The sequence below is a fragment of the Pseudoalteromonas nigrifaciens genome (genome assembly GCF_002221505.1).
GTDB classification, from domain to species: domain Bacteria; phylum Pseudomonadota; class Gammaproteobacteria; order Enterobacterales; family Alteromonadaceae; genus Pseudoalteromonas; species Pseudoalteromonas nigrifaciens.
The window spans coordinates 1,340,215-1,359,786 of the sequence record NZ_CP011036.1; the positions used below are offsets into that span (position 1 = coordinate 1,340,215).

A 19,572-nucleotide genomic window follows, 5' to 3' on the forward strand; every position below is an offset into this window, starting at 1 on the left:
ATTAGGAGTGCTCAGTGTTTAATGCTTTATTGGTAGGTGCTATCTGGGATGTCATTCGCTTTTACTAGCTGAAAACCTCGAGTAATTTACTGTTTGAGTAAGAACTATACGCACAATGGCATTACGTTCTCGTGAGTAGAGTGTAACAGGCTATTTTTTATAATATTGATCTTTTTAATAATCACTTATAATTTCAGCTGTGTTTGCAAAAAAATTAGTGTAAACAACACCGATACCGTAAATAGCTTGGCTGGAATAAATTAATATCCGTTTAGCTACACAATAAAGATAACCAATTATTGTGGTTCTTTAGGTTTAACTGATGAGCTAGCTTAGCTAGTCGTCGCGTGCGGAGAAAGTTAAATGACTCGATATGGTTTGTCTTTACTATTACTTTTACTTAGTAGTTGTGTTTTGGCTGAGGTTGCCGTTGAAGGACGTATTAAGTTTCAACACATTGAAAATAATGAGCTCTCCGATACTGATTTATCAACCAACTTCGCTCGACTGCTACTTAAGGCAGATTTGCCACTTAGTAATAATAGCTTATTTTATCTCGAAACGATTGCTGCGTATGATTCCTCTTTTGCACAAGGAAAATATTCATTTGAGCATAATGAATTTGATCTGCATCAAGGCTATCTGAGTGTTACAAGCCCTAATCATGCTATTAAATTAGGTCGACAAGTTTGGTCAGTTGCAGACCAAAGGTTGTTAGGTAAGCGCGAAGGTACCAACGTAAGAAGACGCTTCGATGGCGTGATGTATCAAAATAACGTCCTTAACCAGCTGCAAATTAATGCATACCATGGCTATGCTGTGGTTAGCAAAGCAGGCGTGTTTGATGATAAACATTTATCTTCTGAAAGAATAACAGGTGTGTACTTGAGCACAGCTGAATTACTGCTGCACAGCATGTGGTACCGCGATACCACGGCAGAAAATAACGAAAGCAGACACACTATTGAAGCCCAATATCGTAAAAAATCAGGCCGTTTTAGTAGCACTTTTCACGTGGCTCATCAAACCAGCATAGTAAAGAGTGAGCATACTAAAGCATGGTTTGCACAGTTTTCTGGGCTGTATTCTTTCGCAAACTTAAAGTTTGGCCCTACTTTAAGTTATGCAACGGGCGGTGAGGCAGGGCATGAAGATGGATATTTTCGATCTTTATATGCAAAAGCGCCGTATTATTCTGAGGCAGGTATATTTTCTACCACAAATATCAAACATATAGGCGCAAAATTGCAAGCTCAACTTACTGATAAATTTGATATTAGTTTGGATATGCGTCGATTATTTAGAGTGAACGAACAGGGCGATATTTTTGGTCCTGGCAGGAGTCTATTTATTGCTAATGAGCAATTAAAAGGCGCTAAAATTGCCGATACTTATAGCTTAACAACACAGTATTTGTATACAAAAAAAATCTCTTTTGAACTGATTACCAGCTATATAAATATGAGTAACAGAGCGAATTTAGAAAAAGATCAAAGCTTTTTTGTTGAAGCGATGCTGCATTTTGCCTATTAAGTCACACTGATTAACCAATTCATGGGTTATTTTACAGCGGCAAATGTTACTATCTGCTTTTAATAAATGGCCCTGTATCAAGTGTTATCCCTAGCAGAGCAGCTAATCAGCGCTCAGCTTTACCGGTGTAATTTACTCACTTTACTTTGAACCAGACACATGCCGCCTAGGTGGCGCTATGTGTTATTAGGAAGACTATGTCTGAATTTCATCACTTAACCCCCTGCGCTATTGATAACTTTGTCGCGCCGCAGTGTGATCAGAGCGTGCAGATTGTTTATCACGATGAAGACATTTTACTGATCAACAAACCCAGTGGTTTGTTGAGTTTGTCGGGTAAAAATCCGCTCAATTGGGATTCTGTGCATTATCGTTTGGTAAATGGGCAAACAGGTATTACGGCTGCGTACCCTGAGGCTAAGTTACCGCATAGGTTAGACTTAGGTACATCAGGCATTATGATTGTGGGATTAAACGCGGCGGCTTCTAAGCACCTAAATAAACAGTTTCAGGCGCGTACAATTAAAAAGCGCTATGTAGCCATGTTACACGGATGGTTAATTGACGACGAAGGGCAAATTAGTGCGTCGATAGCAAAAGATAAACTGCTTTTTCCGCGGGTTAAAATCTGCGAAACCACAGGTAAAACAGCCGTAAGTGAATATAAAGTGCTGCAGCGCCTAACGCAACCACAGCGAACCTTAGTGCAATTTACACCCATTACAGGGCGTACGCACCAATTGCGTATTCACAGCCAGTTTATAGGGCATCCTATTTTAGGGTGCGATTTATATAACAATGCACAAAGCGAGCATATGGCAGCGCGCTTACAGCTTCATGCAAGTGATTTGTATTTTCAGCACCCGGTAAGCAATGAACAAATTCATATGCAATGCGCTGGTACGTTTTAGTTTTAAGACAATATTGGTTAGGACTTTTTTTATTTTTTCCCTTGAAGTTCTAGCAGCTCCCCCCATATTAAGTGCATAACGCAGACACTTTGCAAATTGGAGATATATAAATGACTGCAGCACAAAAAGAAACATTAGGCTTTCAAACAGAAGTAAAACAATTATTAAACTTAATGATTCATTGTATTTAAACATTCCACGCTATTTATTTTTATCTCCCTTTTAGTCCTGTTATCCACGTAAAAACAACAACTTAAACCGCTACTAACCACTCCTATCTACTGTTAACTATCTTTATATATTGCTGTTATTGGTGACAATTGTGTACCAAGGTGTGTACCATTTTATTATTGGCCTCAAATTTGGTCACATTTGGTACACAGAGTCGGAGCATCAATGAACATAACAGCAGCTAAGCTAAAGAGTTTGAACGGTAAAGAGTATGCCGGCAAACCTGAGCTAACGGATGGCGATAGCTTGTCCATAAGGATCTCCCCAAAGGGAAAGATCACCTTTCAAATACGCTATAGGATAAACGGGAAGCAGGCGAGATATAAAATTGGCACTTACCCTACAATGACACTTGCACAAGCTAGAGAAAATTGCGCGGAGCAAATGAAGTTTGTTTCACAGGGTTTAGACCCTCGAAAAATGGAAGCTGTAAAATCTGTTTTAGTTGATCATATAGATAACCCAACTATTAATGACTGCATTGAATACTGGTTTAAAAATTACTGCTTACCCAGGCGAGACAAGCCGGCTGAAATAAAGTTGCGCATTACTTCATGCTTAAGAACTCTATGGGCAAAGCAATACGTTTCAATCATGGACAAAACGCACTTTTCAGCAATGTTTAAAGCCATGAATGACAAGTCGATTGAAAAGGGGCGAGGCAAGGGGTTTTCGTTTAACGCGATAATAGAGATCAGATCGGCGCTTAGGTTTTGCGTTCGCCAAGGGTTTATTGATAATACCCAATTTGAAGCGTTGCGCCCTGGTGATTTTGCGAGTGATTACGATGTTCGTGAGCATTATTTATCAATACAAGAGTGCAAGTTAATTTGGGCCCACGTTGATGAATTAAATATAACTGATAGAAATAAGATTATTTTGCGTTGCGCTATGGTGTTTGGCTGTCGCATAAGTGAGCTATGTAGCGCGAAAAAAACAGACTTTGATTTAAAGGCAATGCTATTCACTACGCAAAGAGAAAATACAAAAGGCGCATTGCACTCTATTATTAGACCTATACCGAATGATTTACTTGCTGATCTGCAGTATATGAAAGAGCAATCGCCCTCATTTAAGCATATGTTCCCTAACCGTGATGGCGATTACCCCGCTAATAGCTCAAGCGTTAGCCAAATATCTAAAGCGTGCCATCAAGAAATAGAGGGTGTTGCGCCTTTTAGAATGCATGATTTAAGGCGGACAATATCAACGCATTTAACCGATGCCGGATGCCCTTTGCAATTTACTGAAAAATTACTAGGGCATAAAATGAAAGGGGTGTTGGCGATATATAATAAATCGCCAATGCTCGATGGCTTAACCGAATGGGTTAACCGGTGGGTGATCATGCTGAAAGGCGAATAGATTGACCCCTTAACGCTTTGCAATGATCATCGACAACTTTAGCGTCCCAGCGCTTAGGCTTGCCGATAATTGTTGCCCTTGGAAACTTGCCGTCCTTTTCCCATTCCAAAATGGTATTTGGTTTTACACCAAACAGGGCGGCTACATCTTTTGTTACTAAGTATTTACTCGATGGTAAGCTCATAAATCACCTGTTAATTTTTCATAGCAATCTGTGCATAAAAGCTTGTTGCCTTCACCTTTAAAGCAAACAATGTTCATCACTTCACCATTGCCACCATCTCCCACTTGAAAGGGCCAATCACAAGTAAAGCAGCGATTAAACTTTTCTTTAAAACGTGAGCGCCCGCGCTTAAACTCATTTGTCATTCTTGCAAACTCAGCTTTGTGCCAATCAACCCCTAGCGCTTTAGTTGTGGTAATAACCACTTTGCCTGGCTCTGTTATTTCAACGCTTCTCATAAATCACCTATGCTAATTTTTTATCAAAGTCAGGGTTCATAGCGCGGTAGCATGCTGACTTCATGCAGCCTTTCGCGTTGTTAAGTGCGCTGTTCAATTCCTCGCGCGTGTCGGGTACGCGGCATTCAAAATTGCTACGCTCAACACCGTTGAAAAAGTCCCACTGAAAACGTGGTTCATCTGCGCTTACATCATTAGCGTAAATAGTCACTCGATAACCTACGCTTTTTTCAGGCACGCAGTTGGCTGCATCTTTTAGTAAATCGGCTAAGTATTGCTTATGAGACACGTTAGGCTTGCCGCTTTGAAGCAAGGCCCAGGCGAATGAATAAACATATTCGTTTAGGTCCATTTCACCGCCTTTTTGCTCTTTTAATTTAAAGCCATGCTTTAGAGCCAGGGCTTTGATTTTTGCATTGTTCATATTTAAGCCCTCTTGCTTTGCAATAGCTTTGGTACAGGGAATAGTAAGAATCTGTTATCCAGCGGGCTTGCCTCTTTCTTTTCGCCAATAGATAAAACTTTTACGCGAATTGGATCTCTTTTAACCTCGGTTTCATAGCGATCGCCTCGACGTATTGATAATAAGCATTGTGCGGCGCGCACTTTTGAGCATTTAAACTTTTTAACAATGTCGTCAGTTGAGAAAAAACAACCTGCCGCAAGCATTTTTTTAGCTGCAAGGGCAGTTGTTAGTTCAACTCCTTTTTTGATTTTAATTTTTGCTGACATATCATTTACCTCTGTCTGATTTAGCGCATACCAGTTATGCGCTCTGCGTTTAACTTGTGGTTTCATTAGGCTGCTAACTCTGCATCAGGTTCTTGCTTGTAGTTACTGCAAACCTCAACCGCGTACACACCTTTATTTAATTTTGAACAGCTACCGTATTTAGCTTTCTTGCTATCACTGTTGATAGCAAAGCCTTTACAGGTGAAGTTCTGACAGCTAATACACGCTTTAGGCATACCTACTTTTGATATTTTCATGTTATGCACTCGCTTTTAGTTGGCTTGCTGTAAGTCGCTCATATTTTTTCTGCGTTATGCCATGGGCTTTAATTGCTTCACTCGAATTTATACCGCTATCTATTTTCTCTTTAATAGCGACAAGCAATAAATGCTGGTTATTGCGCTGTATATTGCGAATGTCAGGCTTCTTTATATTTTGCTTCTCTAGCTGGTAGTAAATTGCGCCAACTGATACGCCTATTTCTTTGGCTATAACTGTCACGGTTTTAGTCTTTAGCTGCTCAGGGACGTTAGCATTTTTTATTTTTAATGCTGGAACGTTACCCTTAAAAGCCACTTTATTTTTTTCCATGTGGTAACGGATTGTTTCAGGGTAAACCTCGAACTTGTCAGCTACTTCCTTAATTGGCAGGGTTTTGACAAGCTCTAAAATTAGACTTATATCTTGCTCGCTTAATTTTTTCATGCTGCTTTCCTTTTATTTAATTTGCCCACTTCATCACCCCAAACAGACCAACCCTTTACGCGCTTGCGAGAGAAAAGCTCGATGCGCGGTACATCACCGGCCAATTCAACACACGCTTCTCTAAACTCATCTGGCTTTTCACTGTGCTGGCGTACTGGCAATGCTCCGGCGTACACGCCAAGCCCTAGCACTTCATCAAGGCTTTTTGAGTCATAGTTACCAACGGCGCGTACTGAGCGGCCTGAAACTTTTGGCTTGCCTTTAACAGCTATAATTGCTGATTCACTGCCTGCGCGGGTCCAAAACCCCATGCCAAAAACAGGGTTGTTGTGAACGGTTAATTTATTCCAATTAAAGCCATTCATATTTTTAAGCGTAAAGCCCCATGCTTTAACAACGTCCAGGGCTTCTTGCGGCATTGCGCCCACGTACCACATAACTAATATGCAATCGTCTGCGGCTATATCATCAATAGGCATCGCTTTTAGCTCGTCTACGCTCATTGTTGACTTGTATTGGTGCGCCGCGCCGCTTGTCATGCTTCCGCCTGTTTTTTTATTGCCAAACTGCCAAGCAGGGTCGCAGTAAATAAGGTTGAATTTTTGGCCGTTAAATTGTTCAAACATGGGGCGCTCCTTACATGCACATTAAGAGTGCTGGGTATTGCAAGCCAATTGGCGCGAACGGAATATCGTCGTCGTAAAAGTCATTACCTGGACCCATTGGGTTACCTGCTGTTCCTTGCTGTTGTCCGCCGTTCATGTATTGGCTGTTTGATACGCCTTGCTGCGCTTGACCTCCTTGCTGTTGGCCTTGGCTATTTTGGCGCTGAGCTTGTCCGTTACCTTGGCGCTGCGCTTGGCTATTGCCTTGGTAATTATTATTACTATTGCCGTGAGAATTATTACCCTGCGCTTGGCCTTGGTTATTGCCTTGTGCGTGGTTGTTTTGTTGGCCTTGGTAATTATTATTACCTTGGTTGCCCTGAGTTTGCCCGCCTTGTCGAGCGCCTAGCATTTGCATTTGGCCGGTAAAACCATCAACTACAACCTCAGTTGTGTACTTTTCTTGGCCTTGTTGGTCGGTCCATTTACGCGTTTGCAATTTACCTTCAACGTAAATTTGTGAGCCTTTGCGCACGTACTCGCCTGTAATTTCTGCAAGCTTGCCAAACAGCACAACTCGGTGCCATTCGGTTTTTTCAACTGCTTGGCCTGTGTTTTTATCTTTGTAGTTTTCACTTGTAGCAAGTGTTACGTTGGCTACTGCGTTACCATTAGGCATGTAACGTACTTCTGGATCTTGTCCGCAATTGCCTACTAAAATTACTTTGTTCACTCCGCGTGCCATGATCGGCTCCTTACTTTGTTTGATTAAAAAGGTATAACTGTGCGCTCGCCGTTATGACCTGGCGCAGTGACAATGTGGTTAGCTTCAAGCTGCTCGACTAAGCGGGCTGCTCGGTTGTAACCAATTCTAAATTTGCGCTGAATGCGCGAGACTGATGCGCTCTCCGTTTCTTGAACAAACGCTTTGGCTTCTTCATAGAATGCGTCATTGCCGTTGCTGTCTTGATACTTGGCGTTGTGTTCGGCAATCAGCGACTCGTTACCATCGTCTTGCTCGCTACTATCCAAACCGCTATCAATAAGCTCGGTAACCAGCTGGACGATTTCACAAGCAACCAAGCAAAAGTCAGCATCAAGCTTGATAGGCATATCGTCTTTAGGTATGTCGGCATTTTCTTCTTTGAGAGCGTCCGAATAATTAACTTGCTTAATCGCGCCGTCGCTTTGGAGATTAAACTTAATGCGATCACTCCAGTTCAGCGCCAGCTTAGTTACTCGCTTGCCGCTTAACTCTAAGTGCGCTTTAACTTCATCACCATCAAGTTCATGGCCTTTAAGCTTTACGCTTGCGCCGCTATCATCTGCCTCTTGCATTTCTGCGTCAGAGCCAATAGCAAAGCCTTGAGGTGTATTAAAGTTTGTTAGCCAGTCAGTTAAAAAAACATCTAAATCATACTGTCCAAACGCAGGGACAATTGGCAATGTTCCAAGTGACTTGCGAAGTAGGGCGGTAAGCTCTTCTGCTTTATTAAAGCTTGAGCTGTTAACCACTAATAAACCGCTATCCATATCAATGAACGCGTACTGCATGCTTGATTTAGTGAATGCTTGCGGTAGTAGTGTGTGCAATACATTTTCTTTTAGCTCGTTGCGTTCTTTCATTCTTACCAAGCGGTTTTCTTCAAGCTCTATTTGATCTACTTTTTCAGCTACCATTTCGTTGATAACAGAAGCCGGCAGGATCTTTTCTTCACGCTTTGCGCAAACTAAAATTCTACGGTCAGAGAAATGCGCTAGTGACTCGCCATATTTACCAAATGCTTTAGCCCAACCAAATGTTGATAGCTCTTGCTGTCCGCAATGGCGAAAAGCATCTTGCTCAAGCGCTGCGTTGAAATCATCGCTTTTAAACTCAGCATCTTGCTTGAATTTGTAAACTACTAAATTAGTGAAAAACATATATACCCCTACTTAACTGTTAATAAAATTACTGTGGCTACTAAAAGTATTCTTAATACTGAGGTAGTAACCATCTTTAAAAAATCTCTGCGCTTTTGCTTTTCCAGTGCGCTTGAGCTGTTTCCGGTTATTGCCATGTAGTCGTGCATCATTAGGCTGCTCGCTTAGCTTTTGCTACTAATGGAATGCCGCCTGCGGCTTCAATCATGTTGTGCATCTTTTTACACACGTTATAAGCCTCAATTCTATTTCGAGTGAAAACGCAACCCGGTAACGTCCAGCCTTCTGAGCCCTGGGACTTAGATGCTTTAACAATGGCCAGGCCAAACTGAATATCATCACAGCGCAAATGCTCGACCATTCTTAATTGTGGAACTCTTAAATCTTTCATATGAACCTCGGTTAAAAGAGCTGCGCCCGTAGGCGCTGGCTCGGTCGGAGTTAAAATTAAGCGGCTAATGCTTTATTTAAGCGCTGCTCTAGCAGTTCGATATAGCTTTCAGCGTGCATTAGCTGGTTGCATATGCGATCTAGCTCGTCGTTATCTGCGCGGTCACGGTCGCTAGGCCATAAATCAAGCGGGTCGTAACCTAGCTTTTCGCCATTTTCAAAAACAGGCGACTTAAAGTTATTGCCTAAAAGTGGTTCGTTTTGGTCAAGCATGCGGTTAACGTCGGTTAGCGCTTGGTGCTGTTCTTCGCTCTCTGTGGCTGCGTCTTGCTCTGCTGCCCTAGTAACGTCGGCTTGTAGCTGTTCTACTTGCTGGGATTCAACCTGGCTCGTTACTTGCTGCGCTTGCTCAACTTGTAGCTGCTGCGTGTGCATCATGGTCAATTGCTGAATAACTTGTGCTAGCACTTGGCTAACTTCGTTAGTGCGATTGCCAAACTTATCTTCGCTTGGTGTAAAGTTTTCAAGCTGTTGAATGCGAGCCATAACCTCTTGGCTCGATTTGCCAAAGTAGTTCATAGGATCATTGCGCAGATTATTAATGCGCTGTTCGATTTCTTGCGCTTGTTTTTGTAGACGTTCTTGCTGTGCAATGGCTTCTTGCTGAATGCGTAATTGTTCGCGCTCTGCTTCTACTGCTTCTGCTGCTTTAGCGGCTTGATACATACCGCTAAGCGTTTCAAGCACTTCTTTTTTGGTGTCGATAGCGTCGTGTATAATTTCCTTGTCGAAAATATCGGTTTCAATTAAATCAACTGACTCTATGGTGTCTGCTATAAACTTGGCTGGCTGGCCTTTGCATTGCTCAATAAAATAGCGAATGTCGGCTATTTCTTGGCGCTGTTTGTTTAAAAACGCTTCACGCTCTGCGGCCTTGCGCGCTGCTTCTTCTTTGCGAAAGGTATCTTCATCTTCAAACGCAACAACAATAGGTTTAAAAATGTCGTTAACCTTGGCGCTTAAATCATCTGCGTAGGTTTTCACTTCGGCAGTAAAGTCCAGGCGGCGACGCTTAATTGATTCAACAAGCTTGTTGCGCTCAGTGCGGATTTTGCGACCTTCTTTAAAGTCGTCGTCGTCTTTCATATCGAGCGTTAGCTTTTTAGGGTATTTTTTACGTAAATCAGCAAGACCTTGTTTTGTTAGATCTTCTTGAAAAACGATTTCAACTAAATTAGTTGCAGTGGTTGATTGCTCACTCATGGCTCTATACTCCGTGGTTTAGTTTATTTAGCGCGTCTGTATGCGCTTGGTTAACGCGAGCAACATAATCGCTGCTATCTACGTTGGCTGATTTACAGTGACCTTTAAGCTCTTGCAGTAAGTGCTTATGGTTCAGGGTTAATACTGATTCGTTTTCTGCTGTGGCTATGCGGTCAAAAATAGACGTGTTAAGCCAGGTGATGAACTTTTTGTTAGCAGCTAGGTTGTTCTCTTGCGCTTTTGCTTCAAGCTCAGCTTTTTTGCGGTCTTTTATTTCAATGGCTTTGTTGCGTATATCAATGCGGTTAAGCGCCGCTGCAAACTTGTAGGCTTGGTTGTAATGCTCGCGCATTGTTTCCATGCTTGTAGCTTGCTCGATAGCATCAAGGTACTTATCAAATTTGGCCGATGGCATTGCCCAATCGGGCAGGGCAGGTGGAAACCACTCTGCATCCATTCTAGGTCCGCCCTTATTGCCTTTGCTGAGCGGTATGCGGATATACTCGCCGTTACACTCAAAGCGATTTTGAACCGGTGCGCACGTTGCAAACTCGGTATCAAGTGAGTAAAGGTAACGGCCAATGCCGAACTGAACCGCGCAGCGTTTCATAGCGCCAGACAAAGCACCCTTTAGCGCTTCAATTTGCGTGTACTCTGAGCCATCCCATTTCGTGATCCATTTATCGCCAAAGCGAACTTTTAAGCCGCACAAGTAGCCTTTTCCGGCTGCCGCTTCTTGATAAATGTTTTCCCAGGCATCAATACCTACAACATCATCAAGTCGCTGCTGAATAGCGCGGTTAGTGATGTAAGGAATAACCATTACCCATGGCTTTTGCTTTGCTGTTACGCCACTTTGTTGAACGCGCCACTCAATGTCGTGCTCTTCAAACGGATCAGCTAGTAAGCGCTGAATCTCTGCTGGTGTTTTATTGTTGCTCATTGGCTTAGCTCGCTAACTTGATTAGTGGTGCAAACGACTTGTCTTGCTTTTTGTATGCACGAACTTGGTTAAATACATGCTCAAGCTGGGCTACTGCGTCAGCGTCGGTTAGCGTGATCATGAATGACTTAGCCGATACGCCATTAACGTAAATAAACACGTTAATAAACGGCGTCTGTGCGTTGGTAACTACATTTACATGCACGTTTTCACGAAAGTTGAATGATTCAACTGCAAGCGCTGCAATTAGCGATTTCGCTTCAAGTGATAAAGCAGGGAATATTTGGGTTTTATGACTCATGTTGACCGCCTGTTTTGTATAACTCGTTAAACAATGATTGAAAGTATATTGATTTATACAGTTCAGTCAAGCTGTTTGTTTAATTAATTATACATGCGGGGTAATAAAAAACACCTAAGTAGGTGCTTTTTATTGTTGAGCAGGTTTGCTGAGGTTATTTATTTTTACATTTATACGCATCAGCTGAAACGCTTGGGGCGTAACCTCCGTTAATTGAGTGCCACACTAAATGCGTGCCCCCCAGGTCTATGGCTTGCTGCTTGGCCTGCTCTTTAGCATTATTTATACCCGTTGTGGCCGCCAACCCTCCCCAGCCAGACGTTCCTGTTACGTTGGTAATGAATTGGCATCCGGTAACTTCACTTAGTACAGTTTCTTTGATTTCACCGATAGCCTGTTGAGAAGCACAGCCAGCAATAGCGGCCGATATAATTGCAATTGTTATTCTTCCATTCATTCTAACATCCTGAACATTTATTTTTTATTGAATATATTTCTGCAGGACATAGCTACAAGCTTTGCAGCCGTGTCTGATTTTGCGTTTCCTATATTGCTAAGAACGCACTCATCAGCGTTTGCAGGGGTTAAATAGGCTTGTATAGCTGCAAAGGCTATTAAGGCGGCAATCACACTAGCTACCACTGTATTTCTAGTCTTTTGATTCATTAATAACCTCTTTACCAGTAACCGGGTTTAAAAATCCTGAATAACCTGTTTTGCTACGCCGATTATCGTGCAGTTTCCGTTGATGGGCATGGTTGGGTGGCTGTTATTAAAGGGCTTTAAATATTTGGCCCCGTCATCTATCACTAACAAAAGTCTTTGCTTAGTCTTTATCTTCACTTGGGCAAGAAAAGGATTCAAATAATGAGCTTTGAATTAATGTTCTTGCTGGCAAGTGCCAATCTTCGGGGTTGCTGTTAAGGTACTTTGCAATCATAGCTAGTATTTGATTTCTGTTAACCTTGCTTGGAGTGCATAAGAAGGGAGCTGTTGAGTCATATACCCCTATCGCGTAGCCCGCATACTCAAAGGCTTTTAAGTAATCTGTATCCTTATCGTTTGCCTCTGCTTTTAAATATTGTCGCATCGGCTCACGGAGATCGTTACCTGAATAAAAATAAGCGTTAGTCGAGAAGGCTGTAAAAAGAAGTAGTGCCGAGATAATACTTTGCATGATCAATCCTAATTCCGCAATTATTGGATGGTTAAAGGTACTTAATGGCTGCGACAACCAACCCAGCGCTGCTGAAAATAGAGACAAGCACCCACACTTTAAAGCTAGAAAGGCTAAGTTTAAGTTCAAAAATTTCAGTACGCAGGCTCTTAAACTCACCGCTGTGAACTTTTAACTCGCCCTTGATCTCGCTAATGTCGCGCTTAATATAGTCAACGTCTGATTCGAGTTTTGCTATTCTGGTTTCCATGTCGCCACCACCGCCATTGCCTGATTTTTTACTGTTTTTATTATCACCCATAAAATCAATATCTACAATGTTACTCTTGCTCATCAGTTTTTTCCTTCTCTAATGCCGCCATGATTATTTTAGTATTTAGCGTTTGTTGAGTACTGCATGTGGTGCAAATTAATGTAAAAGTCGGAAAGGTAACTTCGTCTATTTTTCCTTCAGGCGTTACGAAGTTAGAGGTTTGTTTGGTTACGGCTAAGGTATCATCTTCAGTGGCTAAAAAGCTGAGTTCGCCAGTTTTACAGATAGGGCAAGGTGCGTTATTGGTGAGCTTGTTGTAAATCTTATTCACCTCGTCAACATTTACATTTGCATAAAACTCTAAATCTTCCATCTTAAACTCCTTTTAAAAGTCTTGGATCACTTGCTTTACTACACCGATTATTGTGCAGTTGCCATTAATAGGCATGGTTGGGTAGCTGTTATTAAAGGGCTTTAAATATTTTGCCCCGCCATCTATCACTAACTGCTTTAGAGTGGCTTCTTCACTGTCGTTTAACATCGCTACTACAACTTTGCCATGCTCAGCACCAATGCAAGGGTCCACGATAATTACCGAGCCTTCGGGAATTGATTTGCCGCCAGTAAAGCTGGTCATGCTATCGCCCTTAACGCGCAGAGCAAATGCCTCTCCGCTTACGTTGGCGGTGTGCTGATAAAAAATAGTATCACTAGTTTGTTGTAGCACTTCCATGTCGATCTCTTTCCATTTACCTGCTTGCACCCATGATATCAAAGGCGCTTTACCCCTTAAGTCTGGTCCAAGCTCTAATTCTACATTGCCTTCTGGCACTCCTGCGCCTGACGCCAGCCATCTGGCATTGCATCTAAGTGCTTTAGATAGCTTTAATAAATTTTCACTTGATGGGATCACTTGGCCTGTCCGCCAGTGACTAACAGAAGCTCGACCAGTCCCTAGCTGTCTAGCAAGCTCACTACCTTTTATTCCAAGTTGGTTCATTCGTGAAATCAAGCGTTCTGAAAAGCTCATGATGCCTCGCGCATAAAGTTTAGTTATCTATACATTATATTTAAAATATGTATCTTTGTGTTGAACAATGCTTTCGTATAATCTACTATACAAACATTACAAACCAAGGAGCGCTCATGAAAACTCAAGACGCAATTGATTACTTTAAAACTAAGGCGGCATTAGCCAAAGCATTTACACCGCCCTTAACGCGAGGCGCTATAACGCACTGGGCCGATGATGGCCGCGTTCCTCGTGGTCGCGCTTTTGAGCTTCAGTTAATTACTAAAGGGAAGCTAAAAGTTGACATTTCGGTTTACGAGACCGATCACCCCAAAACCGCAGCATAGGAGATACTTTAAATGTTTTTATCTAAAAAGAGTACGAGAAATGCCAAACCTAGCGCTCGATGCGCACTTGAAGCAGCGGCAAGTATTGCGAGTGATTTTAATGTGTCTGAAATTGCGCGCGTTATGGCTAAGTCGCCAACAACGCTTAGCAATAAGCTGAATACAAATATTGATTCGCATGTATTAACGCTGCAAGAAGCTATCGCCATTCAGAATATAACTAATGACAGTCGAATTTTAAACGCCTGGGCTTATAGCGAAGGGAAAACGGTTATTGATTTGCCAGACGTTGGGCTATCTGACGAAGAGTTGGCAGATCAGGTTTTGCATTTGCAAGAAGCGAGCGGCGATTTTGCCAAGTCTGTGCGTTTGTCGCGTGCGGATGGCGTTATTACGGCGAGTGACTTTGATGTTATTCAAAAGCGTTCTTTGGCCGCTATTACAGCAATTTTACATGTAACGGCTGAGCTTGAGCAGATGGTTAGGCCGGATCCTAGTGAGCCAGCAGCTAAAGCAACAACGTTGAAGGTGGCGTAATGAGTGATAAGAGTAAAGCTAATGATGAAGTTCGCTTATCAGCTGAGCAAAAAAGAGATAGCTACCTCAAGTATGACGACGCAGCAAAGGACTTAGGCGAGCTGATAGGTCAAAAGGCAGATGAGTTAGGTTTTTATGGTCGCGCACGCGATGGATTTGTTCTTGATGTTGCGAATTATGTGGAAGGCCTACAAAAAGGATTCGTAAGCCGGTAAATGGGTGGGGAGTTAGCAGCCTGTTTTGCCATCGTTATAGATAGATGTGGAAAGTGAATTTTTAAACTCTGTTTCAAAACTGAGGTTAAGTAGGGCTAAGCCTTTCTCGGTTAGGTGGCAGTCAATTACTACCCCTTCTGCTTTTTGAGACTTAGTGGATAGATAGTTATTTTGAACTAGAAAGTGAAGCGTTGCTTTTAATAGTAGTGGTTCGGCTGAGAGATCCGAATCAAGTATTTCATATCTTCTTGTATTGATTTGAAGTGGTAAAGGAAATTGCTCCGCAAGCTTGTTTAAAAGTGGCGTAGCAATCTCGCTAAAAGAAGAAATATCGAATTTCATGTTGTTGTCCTTTTGTTTGTTGGTTTAGTAATTCGCACTTGCATGCTAGCAGACAAAAGGGCGCTTTTTAATCAGTTTTAATTTTAGGTTTTATTTATGGATTTAGCAGATAGCGCACAGCAGGAAATGGAGCATCACGAAGCGCTCCAGATTGCGAACTTAAAGCGCCCAGACGTAGTGCCAACAGATGAATGCGTTGAGTGTGGCAATGAGATAAGCGAGGGCCGCAAAAAGGCCATTAAAACCAATTTATGTATTGGTTGTGCAGAAATGCGCGAGTTACGTAGCAGAAACTACGCAACTCGCAGGTAAAACAAAACCCGCATCAGCTTAGGAGGCACGATTGCGGGTTTCAATTTAGCGAGATAATTATGAACAATTTAGCAGAAGTTTACAAGTTTCCTGAGCGATTGGAGGCAAATGTTAAGCAACATGACGCAGGTGGTTATGTGAAAGCAGATATTGAGCAAGGTTATGACAGGCTAGCCCAAAAGCTAACTGACACGCTTGCAAACCCACCGGTAAAGCTAAGTGCGCGCGAGTATCAAATTGTATTTGCTGTGATCAGTAAAACGTATCGTTGGCAGAAAAAAAATGACTGGATGACGAATACGCAAATTAGCAGCTTGACCGGAATTGATAGCACGAACATCGGGAAAATTATTAAAGGTTTGATAGCTAAAAAAGTGTTATTTCGTGATGGTAAAAACACTGGAATTAACCCTGTTGTTAGTGAATGGCAAGAAATAGCGATTAGTCAAAATCAACTAAAAACTAGTCAAAAACGACTAGTTAAAAGCCCCCCTAAAACTAGTCAAAAACGACTAGCTAACTCGTCAAAAACGACTAAAAAACTAGTCGAAAATGACTGCCACATAAGAAAAGAAACTAATACAAAAGATAATAATAAAAAAATAAACAAAAAAAGTTTGCTTGAATCTTTAGATTTTTCTACTTGGCCAGCCATGCCTAGCAATCAAATTTTTGATGATTGGATTGCTATGCGTAAATCCAAAAAAGCGAGCGTTAGTCAAACCGTGATTAACAACTTTGGGGCTCAGTTTCAAATTGCTTTTCAAAACGGGCTCAGTGTCGATGAATGTTTATCCGAGTGCATAACGCGAAACTGGCAGGGATTTAAATATTCTTGGATCGCCAATTCAAATCAAAACTTATCGCAGAGCTTTGGCAGTCAATCTAGGTTCGTTGGCGATCAACTGGCAGCTTTGCAGCATTCTGTGGCCCATATTCCAACTCCGCACGATGATGAGGTGCTTTGATGAATACTCAAGTTTCAACAATCCACAGCGCAGACAAGCGGCAGACTAACGATGTGCTGGTTAAGCTGATCAGCGATGAGGTGTTGCCATCACTAAAAGCGTACTACCCAAACAGTGATTTTAACTGGCGCGGCAACCTTGTTTTATTTGCAAATGAATATGCTGGGCAGCTTTACGGTATGGGGATCATCGCTAAGCACGTAAGAGCTGCGTTAGATATGGCCCGGTTACTTTCAACAAGCGAGAGACACGCGCCAAACCCAATTGAATTTAAAATTTTATGCCTACAGGCGAAGGGTATGCCAACGCTCGATAGCTGCATGAGCGAGATAAACGAGCAGCGCATTAAAAATTACGGAAAAGACAAGGATTGGTCAGAGCCTTTAGTTTATTGGCTTAACCAGCAAATAGCTGCAGCGCGTGCAACGTTGACTGATAGCGCCTGGAAGAAGATGGCTAAAAACCGTTACACGGAATTGGCTGATAAGTATGGCAAAGGCGAGCTAGGCCCAATACCACTGAAAATTGAATATAACGCACCGCCGGCCTATTTGAGATATGCGGGAGTGGGACGATGAAGTCATACGAGCAAGATCAAAAAGAATTCATTAGAGCGCTAAAAGAAATTTTAGGTGTTCACTATCAATCGGCCCTGGCAGATGCGAAGCAAGCAAAGTTATCAGCTTTACAGGGGATTAAAAACCCAACACCAAAGCAGCTTGGTTTTGCTACTGCCGAAGCTAACAGGGCAATGGCTCGCGCAGCTAAGGCGTGTGGCGTTGATAGCGTGCCGCAGTATATCAAGGATAAAAAAGAGCAAGGCAAAAACCACTACGCCTCACAAGCAAGAACAAAGCAAGTAGCCAGGCAAAGCAATATTAAAGCGAACCCTGGTAATTTTACATCAAGCAAGGTGCCAGCCAATCAAGGCTATTCGCTTAATGCTGAATTAGAAAAAACATTTAACAACGCAAGAAAAATCGCTTAGGAGCAAATTATGACGACAATTAAAAAAAGCACTTTTACTCAGTTATCAGCCGCCGGTGAGATTTTTTGCGACGGCTTTATTTCTAACTCAAAGGCACAGGCTGCAAAAGCTATTCAAGATGGTGCACAGGCAAATCATGATGCAGCGTTTGGCAATCTAACCAAGGCCGTAGCAGTGCTGGCAGATAAAAACCAGCTAGATAGGCAGATGCGAGATGTACTTCTCACTATTGGCGCACATATTTTGGTGCAAGCACAAAAAGAAGCGGTAGCGGCTCAAGGCGCAAAGGCCGAGCCAGCTAAAAAAGCAGATAAGGCCGCGTAATGGCAAAGAAAGTAGTAACCACTACTAACGCCCAATACTTCATGCCCCAAATAGGGCAGGCGGTAAGGGCGCTTTTAAAACAGGGCAAAAATGTTGTTATTGAGTTTAAAGAGCACAAAGCAAAACGCTCTTTAGCTCAAAACAGATTGTTGTGGGTATGGAACCAGGAGATAGCTAATCACTTTCGTGAACATTTTGGGCAAGAAAATAGCTCTGAGGACGTGCACGAAGTATTTGTGCGTAAAAAGTTTGGCGTAAAAGTTATTCAAGCCGGTAACGAGGAGCCCATTATTGTTCGCAAGCGCACGCGCAAGCTAAACACCAAAGAGTTTTGCGAGTATTTAAACTGGATGGAGCAGTATTGCGCTGAATATTTAGAGTTAATGCTACCGCAGCCGGACGATTTATATCACTTGGCTATGTACGGGGAGACAAATAATGTCAGTCATTAGTAAAAAAATACGCAACAGCGCACGCGGGCAAGAGTGCCAAGTGCGCATACCAGGCGTATGCAATGGCAATAATGAAACAGTAATACTTGCTCATGTTGGTAAGGGCTCAGGTATGGGGCAGAAGTGTGATGATATTCACGCAACTTATGCATGTTCAGCGTGTCACGATGTAATTGATGGCAGAGTGAGAATAGGCGACCCAAGAATAAATCGCCTTTATGCGTATGACGCCATGGTTAGAACTCAAAAGCTTTTACTAGAGCAAGAATTGATAAAGGTGGCTAAATGATTAATTTAACTTTGCCCTACCCACCAACAGTTAATCATTATTGGAAATCATCAGTAAAGCGGGTAACCGGCAATAAAAGTCGAGTGATAACGCGCGTAAGCGATGAAGGCAAGGCATTTGCTGAACAGGTGTTTTGGTTAGTGCGCGAGCAAAAGGCTCATAAAAAGCTTAAAGCAGATTTAAAGCTAGTTATACACGTTTATGTGCCGGATAGACGTAGGCGTGACATTGATAACCTAAGCAAATCTTTGTTTGATGCAATGCAAAAAGCTGGTGTCTATGAAGATGATACGCAGATAAAAGACTTTCGCATGATCCATAGCGGGATAGTGAAGGGCGGCAAAGTCTTACTTAGCATCGAGGAAATATAATATGCAGCCAATTAAGCTACTGTCTAAGTTAACAACGAAAACACTAAACCTTACCGGCACTTTTGGCGGTAGTGGCCAAGACGTTATTGATTGGCGAACAGCAGCACATGCTTTAGCTGGTTTACCGCAATGCCAAACAAATTGGGCTTACTTTCGTTATGTAGGGGAAGAAACAAGGCTTAATCGTGTTATACGCTCACTTACAATGCACATAACGCTATTCATCAAGATAAAGCGCTATAAGGTTAAGTCTGAAACGTTAAACGGCATAGTTATGGCAGCGGTTTATGAATTTGTGCAGCCTGTATGTGGTGAATGTGACGGTAGTGGATTAGCTCCAGGCCAAATAGCAACGAACCTAGATGCTCTGATTTGCATTAAGTGCCATGGGCGAGGGCGAAAGCCAGTATCAACACGCAGTAGATGCAAGATTATAGGCATCGGACATAAAAGCTATACTGACAGCCATGATGATATTACGAAAGAGCTACTGCGACTAATAGCCGGCTGGGAAAGCGATATATTTAAAAATATACGGGTAAAGATGGGTGAGGTGGCCTAGAATTAACTCATATAGTTTACAAACAGAAATAATTGTGGGATGTTTAGTTTATAGGAAGC

Annotated in this window: 35 protein-coding genes and 1 pseudogene; 15 read left to right on the forward strand and 21 right to left on the reverse strand. The window is 42.3% G+C overall.

Going from position 1 to position 19,572, the window contains the following annotated elements; genetic code table 11:
- Positions 1–363: 363 nt before the first annotated feature.
- From PNIG_RS06495 to PNIG_RS06505, 3 genes are all read left to right on the forward strand, one after another.
- A complete protein-coding gene (locus PNIG_RS06495; RefSeq protein WP_089368032.1) occupies positions 364–1,533 on the forward strand; it encodes an alginate export family protein in 1,170 nt (389 codons plus the stop codon).
- Positions 1,534–1,730: 197 nt separating this feature from the next.
- Complete coding sequence (locus PNIG_RS06500; protein ID WP_011327890.1) at positions 1,731–2,444, forward strand: RluA family pseudouridine synthase; 714 nt, start codon at positions 1,731–1,733, stop codon at positions 2,442–2,444.
- Between the two features lie 396 nt (positions 2,445–2,840).
- On the forward strand, positions 2,841–4,040 hold the full coding sequence (locus tag PNIG_RS06505; protein WP_089368033.1) for a tyrosine-type recombinase/integrase: 1,200 nt from the start codon (positions 2,841–2,843) through the stop codon (positions 4,038–4,040).
- Here the strand turns inward: PNIG_RS06505 and PNIG_RS06510 are convergent.
- From PNIG_RS06510 to PNIG_RS06600, 20 genes and pseudogenes are all read right to left on the reverse strand, one after another.
- On the reverse strand, positions 4,021–4,224 hold the full coding sequence (locus PNIG_RS06510) for a helix-turn-helix transcriptional regulator (RefSeq protein ID WP_089368034.1): 204 nt from the start codon (positions 4,222–4,224) through the stop codon (positions 4,021–4,023). The two genes, PNIG_RS06505 and PNIG_RS06510, sit on opposite strands and share 20 nt — an antisense overlap.
- Positions 4,221–4,502, reverse strand: a complete 282-nt coding sequence (locus tag PNIG_RS06515) for a hypothetical protein (protein ID WP_089368035.1) — start codon at positions 4,500–4,502, stop codon at positions 4,221–4,223. The genes PNIG_RS06510 and PNIG_RS06515 overlap by 4 nt, the downstream gene beginning before the upstream one ends.
- 7 nt (positions 4,503–4,509) lie before the next feature.
- A complete protein-coding gene (locus tag PNIG_RS06520) occupies positions 4,510–4,926 on the reverse strand; it encodes a hypothetical protein (RefSeq protein ID WP_089368036.1) in 417 nt (138 codons plus the stop codon).
- Between the two features lie 2 nt (positions 4,927–4,928).
- Complete coding sequence (locus tag PNIG_RS06525) at positions 4,929–5,300, reverse strand: hypothetical protein (RefSeq protein WP_089368037.1); 372 nt, start codon at positions 5,298–5,300, stop codon at positions 4,929–4,931.
- Positions 5,300–5,491 carry a hypothetical protein gene (locus PNIG_RS06530; RefSeq protein WP_089368038.1) on the reverse strand — a complete coding sequence of 64 codons (192 nt, stop codon included), beginning with the start codon at positions 5,489–5,491 and terminating at the stop codon, positions 5,300–5,302. The genes PNIG_RS06525 and PNIG_RS06530 overlap by 1 nt, the downstream gene beginning before the upstream one ends.
- A 1-nt stretch (position 5,492) precedes the next feature.
- Positions 5,493–5,939, reverse strand: coding sequence for a hypothetical protein (locus PNIG_RS06535; protein WP_089368039.1), 447 nt, complete (start codon positions 5,937–5,939; stop codon positions 5,493–5,495).
- The gene (locus PNIG_RS06540) at positions 5,936–6,565 is read right to left on the reverse strand and encodes an MT-A70 family methyltransferase (protein ID WP_089368040.1); all 630 of its coding nucleotides are present in this window, start codon (positions 6,563–6,565) and stop codon (positions 5,936–5,938) included. Before PNIG_RS06540 ends, PNIG_RS06535 begins: the two co-directional genes overlap by 4 nt.
- Positions 6,566–6,575: 10 nt before the next feature.
- Positions 6,576–7,289: a single-stranded DNA-binding protein gene (gene ssb / locus PNIG_RS06545; protein WP_089368041.1), complete on the reverse strand. Its 714-nt coding sequence runs from the start codon at positions 7,287–7,289 to the stop codon at positions 6,576–6,578.
- A 23-nt stretch (positions 7,290–7,312) separates the two neighbouring features.
- Entirely contained in the window at positions 7,313–7,576 is a 264-nt protein-coding gene (locus PNIG_RS20270) for a DNA translocase FtsK (protein WP_255319052.1), read from the reverse strand.
- A gap of 12 nt (positions 7,577–7,588) precedes the next feature.
- Positions 7,589–8,467: pseudogene (gene rdgC / locus PNIG_RS06550) on the reverse strand (recombination-associated protein RdgC); the annotation flags it as partial.
- A 151-nt stretch (positions 8,468–8,618) separates the two neighbouring features.
- Positions 8,619–8,858, reverse strand: a complete 240-nt coding sequence (locus PNIG_RS06555; protein ID WP_089368043.1) for a DUF1317 family protein — start codon at positions 8,856–8,858, stop codon at positions 8,619–8,621.
- Between the two features lie 56 nt (positions 8,859–8,914).
- The gene (locus tag PNIG_RS06560) at positions 8,915–10,120 is read right to left on the reverse strand and encodes a hypothetical protein (protein ID WP_089368044.1); all 1,206 of its coding nucleotides are present in this window, start codon (positions 10,118–10,120) and stop codon (positions 8,915–8,917) included.
- A gap of 4 nt (positions 10,121–10,124) precedes the next feature.
- Positions 10,125–11,063, reverse strand: coding sequence for a Rad52/Rad22 family DNA repair protein (locus PNIG_RS06565; RefSeq protein ID WP_089368045.1), 939 nt, complete (start codon positions 11,061–11,063; stop codon positions 10,125–10,127).
- 4 nt (positions 11,064–11,067) lie between these two features.
- Entirely contained in the window at positions 11,068–11,364 is a 297-nt protein-coding gene (locus PNIG_RS06570) for a hypothetical protein (protein ID WP_089368046.1), read from the reverse strand.
- A 154-nt stretch (positions 11,365–11,518) separates the two neighbouring features.
- On the reverse strand, positions 11,519–11,821 hold the full coding sequence (locus PNIG_RS06575) for a hypothetical protein (protein ID WP_089368047.1): 303 nt from the start codon (positions 11,819–11,821) through the stop codon (positions 11,519–11,521).
- Positions 11,822–11,838: 17 nt separating this feature from the next.
- Positions 11,839–12,030 carry a hypothetical protein gene (locus PNIG_RS06580; RefSeq protein WP_089368048.1) on the reverse strand — a complete coding sequence of 64 codons (192 nt, stop codon included), beginning with the start codon at positions 12,028–12,030 and terminating at the stop codon, positions 11,839–11,841.
- Between the two features lie 160 nt (positions 12,031–12,190).
- Positions 12,191–12,541, reverse strand: coding sequence for a Rap1a/Tai family immunity protein (locus tag PNIG_RS06585; RefSeq protein ID WP_089368049.1), 351 nt, complete (start codon positions 12,539–12,541; stop codon positions 12,191–12,193).
- Positions 12,542–12,572: 31 nt separating this feature from the next.
- Complete coding sequence (locus tag PNIG_RS20065; RefSeq protein WP_174819128.1) at positions 12,573–12,875, reverse strand: hypothetical protein; 303 nt, start codon at positions 12,873–12,875, stop codon at positions 12,573–12,575.
- Entirely contained in the window at positions 12,862–13,167 is a 306-nt protein-coding gene (locus PNIG_RS06595; protein ID WP_089368050.1) for a hypothetical protein, read from the reverse strand. Before PNIG_RS06595 ends, PNIG_RS20065 begins: the two co-directional genes overlap by 14 nt.
- A gap of 12 nt (positions 13,168–13,179) precedes the next feature.
- Positions 13,180–13,824: a LexA family protein gene (locus PNIG_RS06600; RefSeq protein ID WP_208619490.1), complete on the reverse strand. Its 645-nt coding sequence runs from the start codon at positions 13,822–13,824 to the stop codon at positions 13,180–13,182.
- A gap of 116 nt (positions 13,825–13,940) precedes the next feature.
- On the opposite strand from PNIG_RS06600, the gene PNIG_RS06605 reads away from it, so the two are divergent.
- The 3 genes from PNIG_RS06605 to PNIG_RS06615 are packed head-to-tail and all read left to right on the forward strand — an operon-like array spanning position 13,941 to position 14,905.
- The gene (locus PNIG_RS06605; protein WP_157696002.1) at positions 13,941–14,153 is read left to right on the forward strand and encodes a Cro/CI family transcriptional regulator; all 213 of its coding nucleotides are present in this window, start codon (positions 13,941–13,943) and stop codon (positions 14,151–14,153) included.
- Positions 14,154–14,165: 12 nt separating this feature from the next.
- Entirely contained in the window at positions 14,166–14,690 is a 525-nt protein-coding gene (locus tag PNIG_RS06610; protein ID WP_089368053.1) for a phage regulatory CII family protein, read from the forward strand.
- Positions 14,690–14,905 carry a hypothetical protein gene (locus tag PNIG_RS06615; RefSeq protein WP_089368054.1) on the forward strand — a complete coding sequence of 72 codons (216 nt, stop codon included), beginning with the start codon at positions 14,690–14,692 and terminating at the stop codon, positions 14,903–14,905. Before PNIG_RS06610 ends, PNIG_RS06615 begins: the two co-directional genes overlap by 1 nt.
- Before the next feature lie 12 nt (positions 14,906–14,917).
- Here the strand turns inward: PNIG_RS06615 and PNIG_RS06620 are convergent, their stop codons facing one another.
- Positions 14,918–15,247 (reverse strand): hypothetical protein, encoded by a 330-nt coding sequence (locus PNIG_RS06620; protein WP_089368055.1) that lies wholly within the window; start codon positions 15,245–15,247, stop codon positions 14,918–14,920.
- 96 nt (positions 15,248–15,343) lie between these two features.
- Here PNIG_RS06620 and PNIG_RS06625 point away from each other — a divergent pair, with 96 nt between their 5' ends.
- Genes PNIG_RS06625 through PNIG_RS06665 form a run of 9 tightly spaced genes read left to right on the forward strand, consistent with a single transcriptional unit; the run spans position 15,344 to position 19,513 of the window.
- The gene (locus PNIG_RS06625; protein WP_089368056.1) at positions 15,344–15,559 is read left to right on the forward strand and encodes a TraR/DksA C4-type zinc finger protein; all 216 of its coding nucleotides are present in this window, start codon (positions 15,344–15,346) and stop codon (positions 15,557–15,559) included.
- A gap of 59 nt (positions 15,560–15,618) precedes the next feature.
- Positions 15,619–16,527: a replication protein gene (locus PNIG_RS06630; protein ID WP_089368057.1), complete on the forward strand. Its 909-nt coding sequence runs from the start codon at positions 15,619–15,621 to the stop codon at positions 16,525–16,527.
- Positions 16,527–17,105, forward strand: coding sequence for a replication protein P (locus tag PNIG_RS06635; RefSeq protein ID WP_089368058.1), 579 nt, complete (start codon positions 16,527–16,529; stop codon positions 17,103–17,105). The genes PNIG_RS06630 and PNIG_RS06635 overlap by 1 nt, the downstream gene beginning before the upstream one ends.
- Complete coding sequence (locus PNIG_RS06640; RefSeq protein WP_089368059.1) at positions 17,102–17,515, forward strand: hypothetical protein; 414 nt, start codon at positions 17,102–17,104, stop codon at positions 17,513–17,515. Before PNIG_RS06635 ends, PNIG_RS06640 begins: the two co-directional genes overlap by 4 nt.
- 9 nt (positions 17,516–17,524) lie before the next feature.
- Entirely contained in the window at positions 17,525–17,839 is a 315-nt protein-coding gene (locus PNIG_RS06645) for a hypothetical protein (protein ID WP_089368060.1), read from the forward strand.
- Positions 17,839–18,291 (forward strand): recombination protein NinB, encoded by a 453-nt coding sequence (locus PNIG_RS06650; RefSeq protein ID WP_089368061.1) that lies wholly within the window; start codon positions 17,839–17,841, stop codon positions 18,289–18,291. Before PNIG_RS06645 ends, PNIG_RS06650 begins: the two co-directional genes overlap by 1 nt.
- Complete coding sequence (locus PNIG_RS06655) at positions 18,278–18,580, forward strand: DUF1364 domain-containing protein (protein WP_089368062.1); 303 nt, start codon at positions 18,278–18,280, stop codon at positions 18,578–18,580. Before PNIG_RS06650 ends, PNIG_RS06655 begins: the two co-directional genes overlap by 14 nt.
- On the forward strand, positions 18,577–18,951 hold the full coding sequence (locus PNIG_RS06660) for a RusA family crossover junction endodeoxyribonuclease (RefSeq protein ID WP_089368063.1): 375 nt from the start codon (positions 18,577–18,579) through the stop codon (positions 18,949–18,951). The genes PNIG_RS06655 and PNIG_RS06660 overlap by 4 nt, the downstream gene beginning before the upstream one ends.
- Before the next feature lies 1 nt (position 18,952).
- Complete coding sequence (locus PNIG_RS06665) at positions 18,953–19,513, forward strand: DnaJ-like cysteine-rich domain-containing protein (RefSeq protein ID WP_089368064.1); 561 nt, start codon at positions 18,953–18,955, stop codon at positions 19,511–19,513.
- Positions 19,514–19,572: the final 59 nt, after the last annotated feature.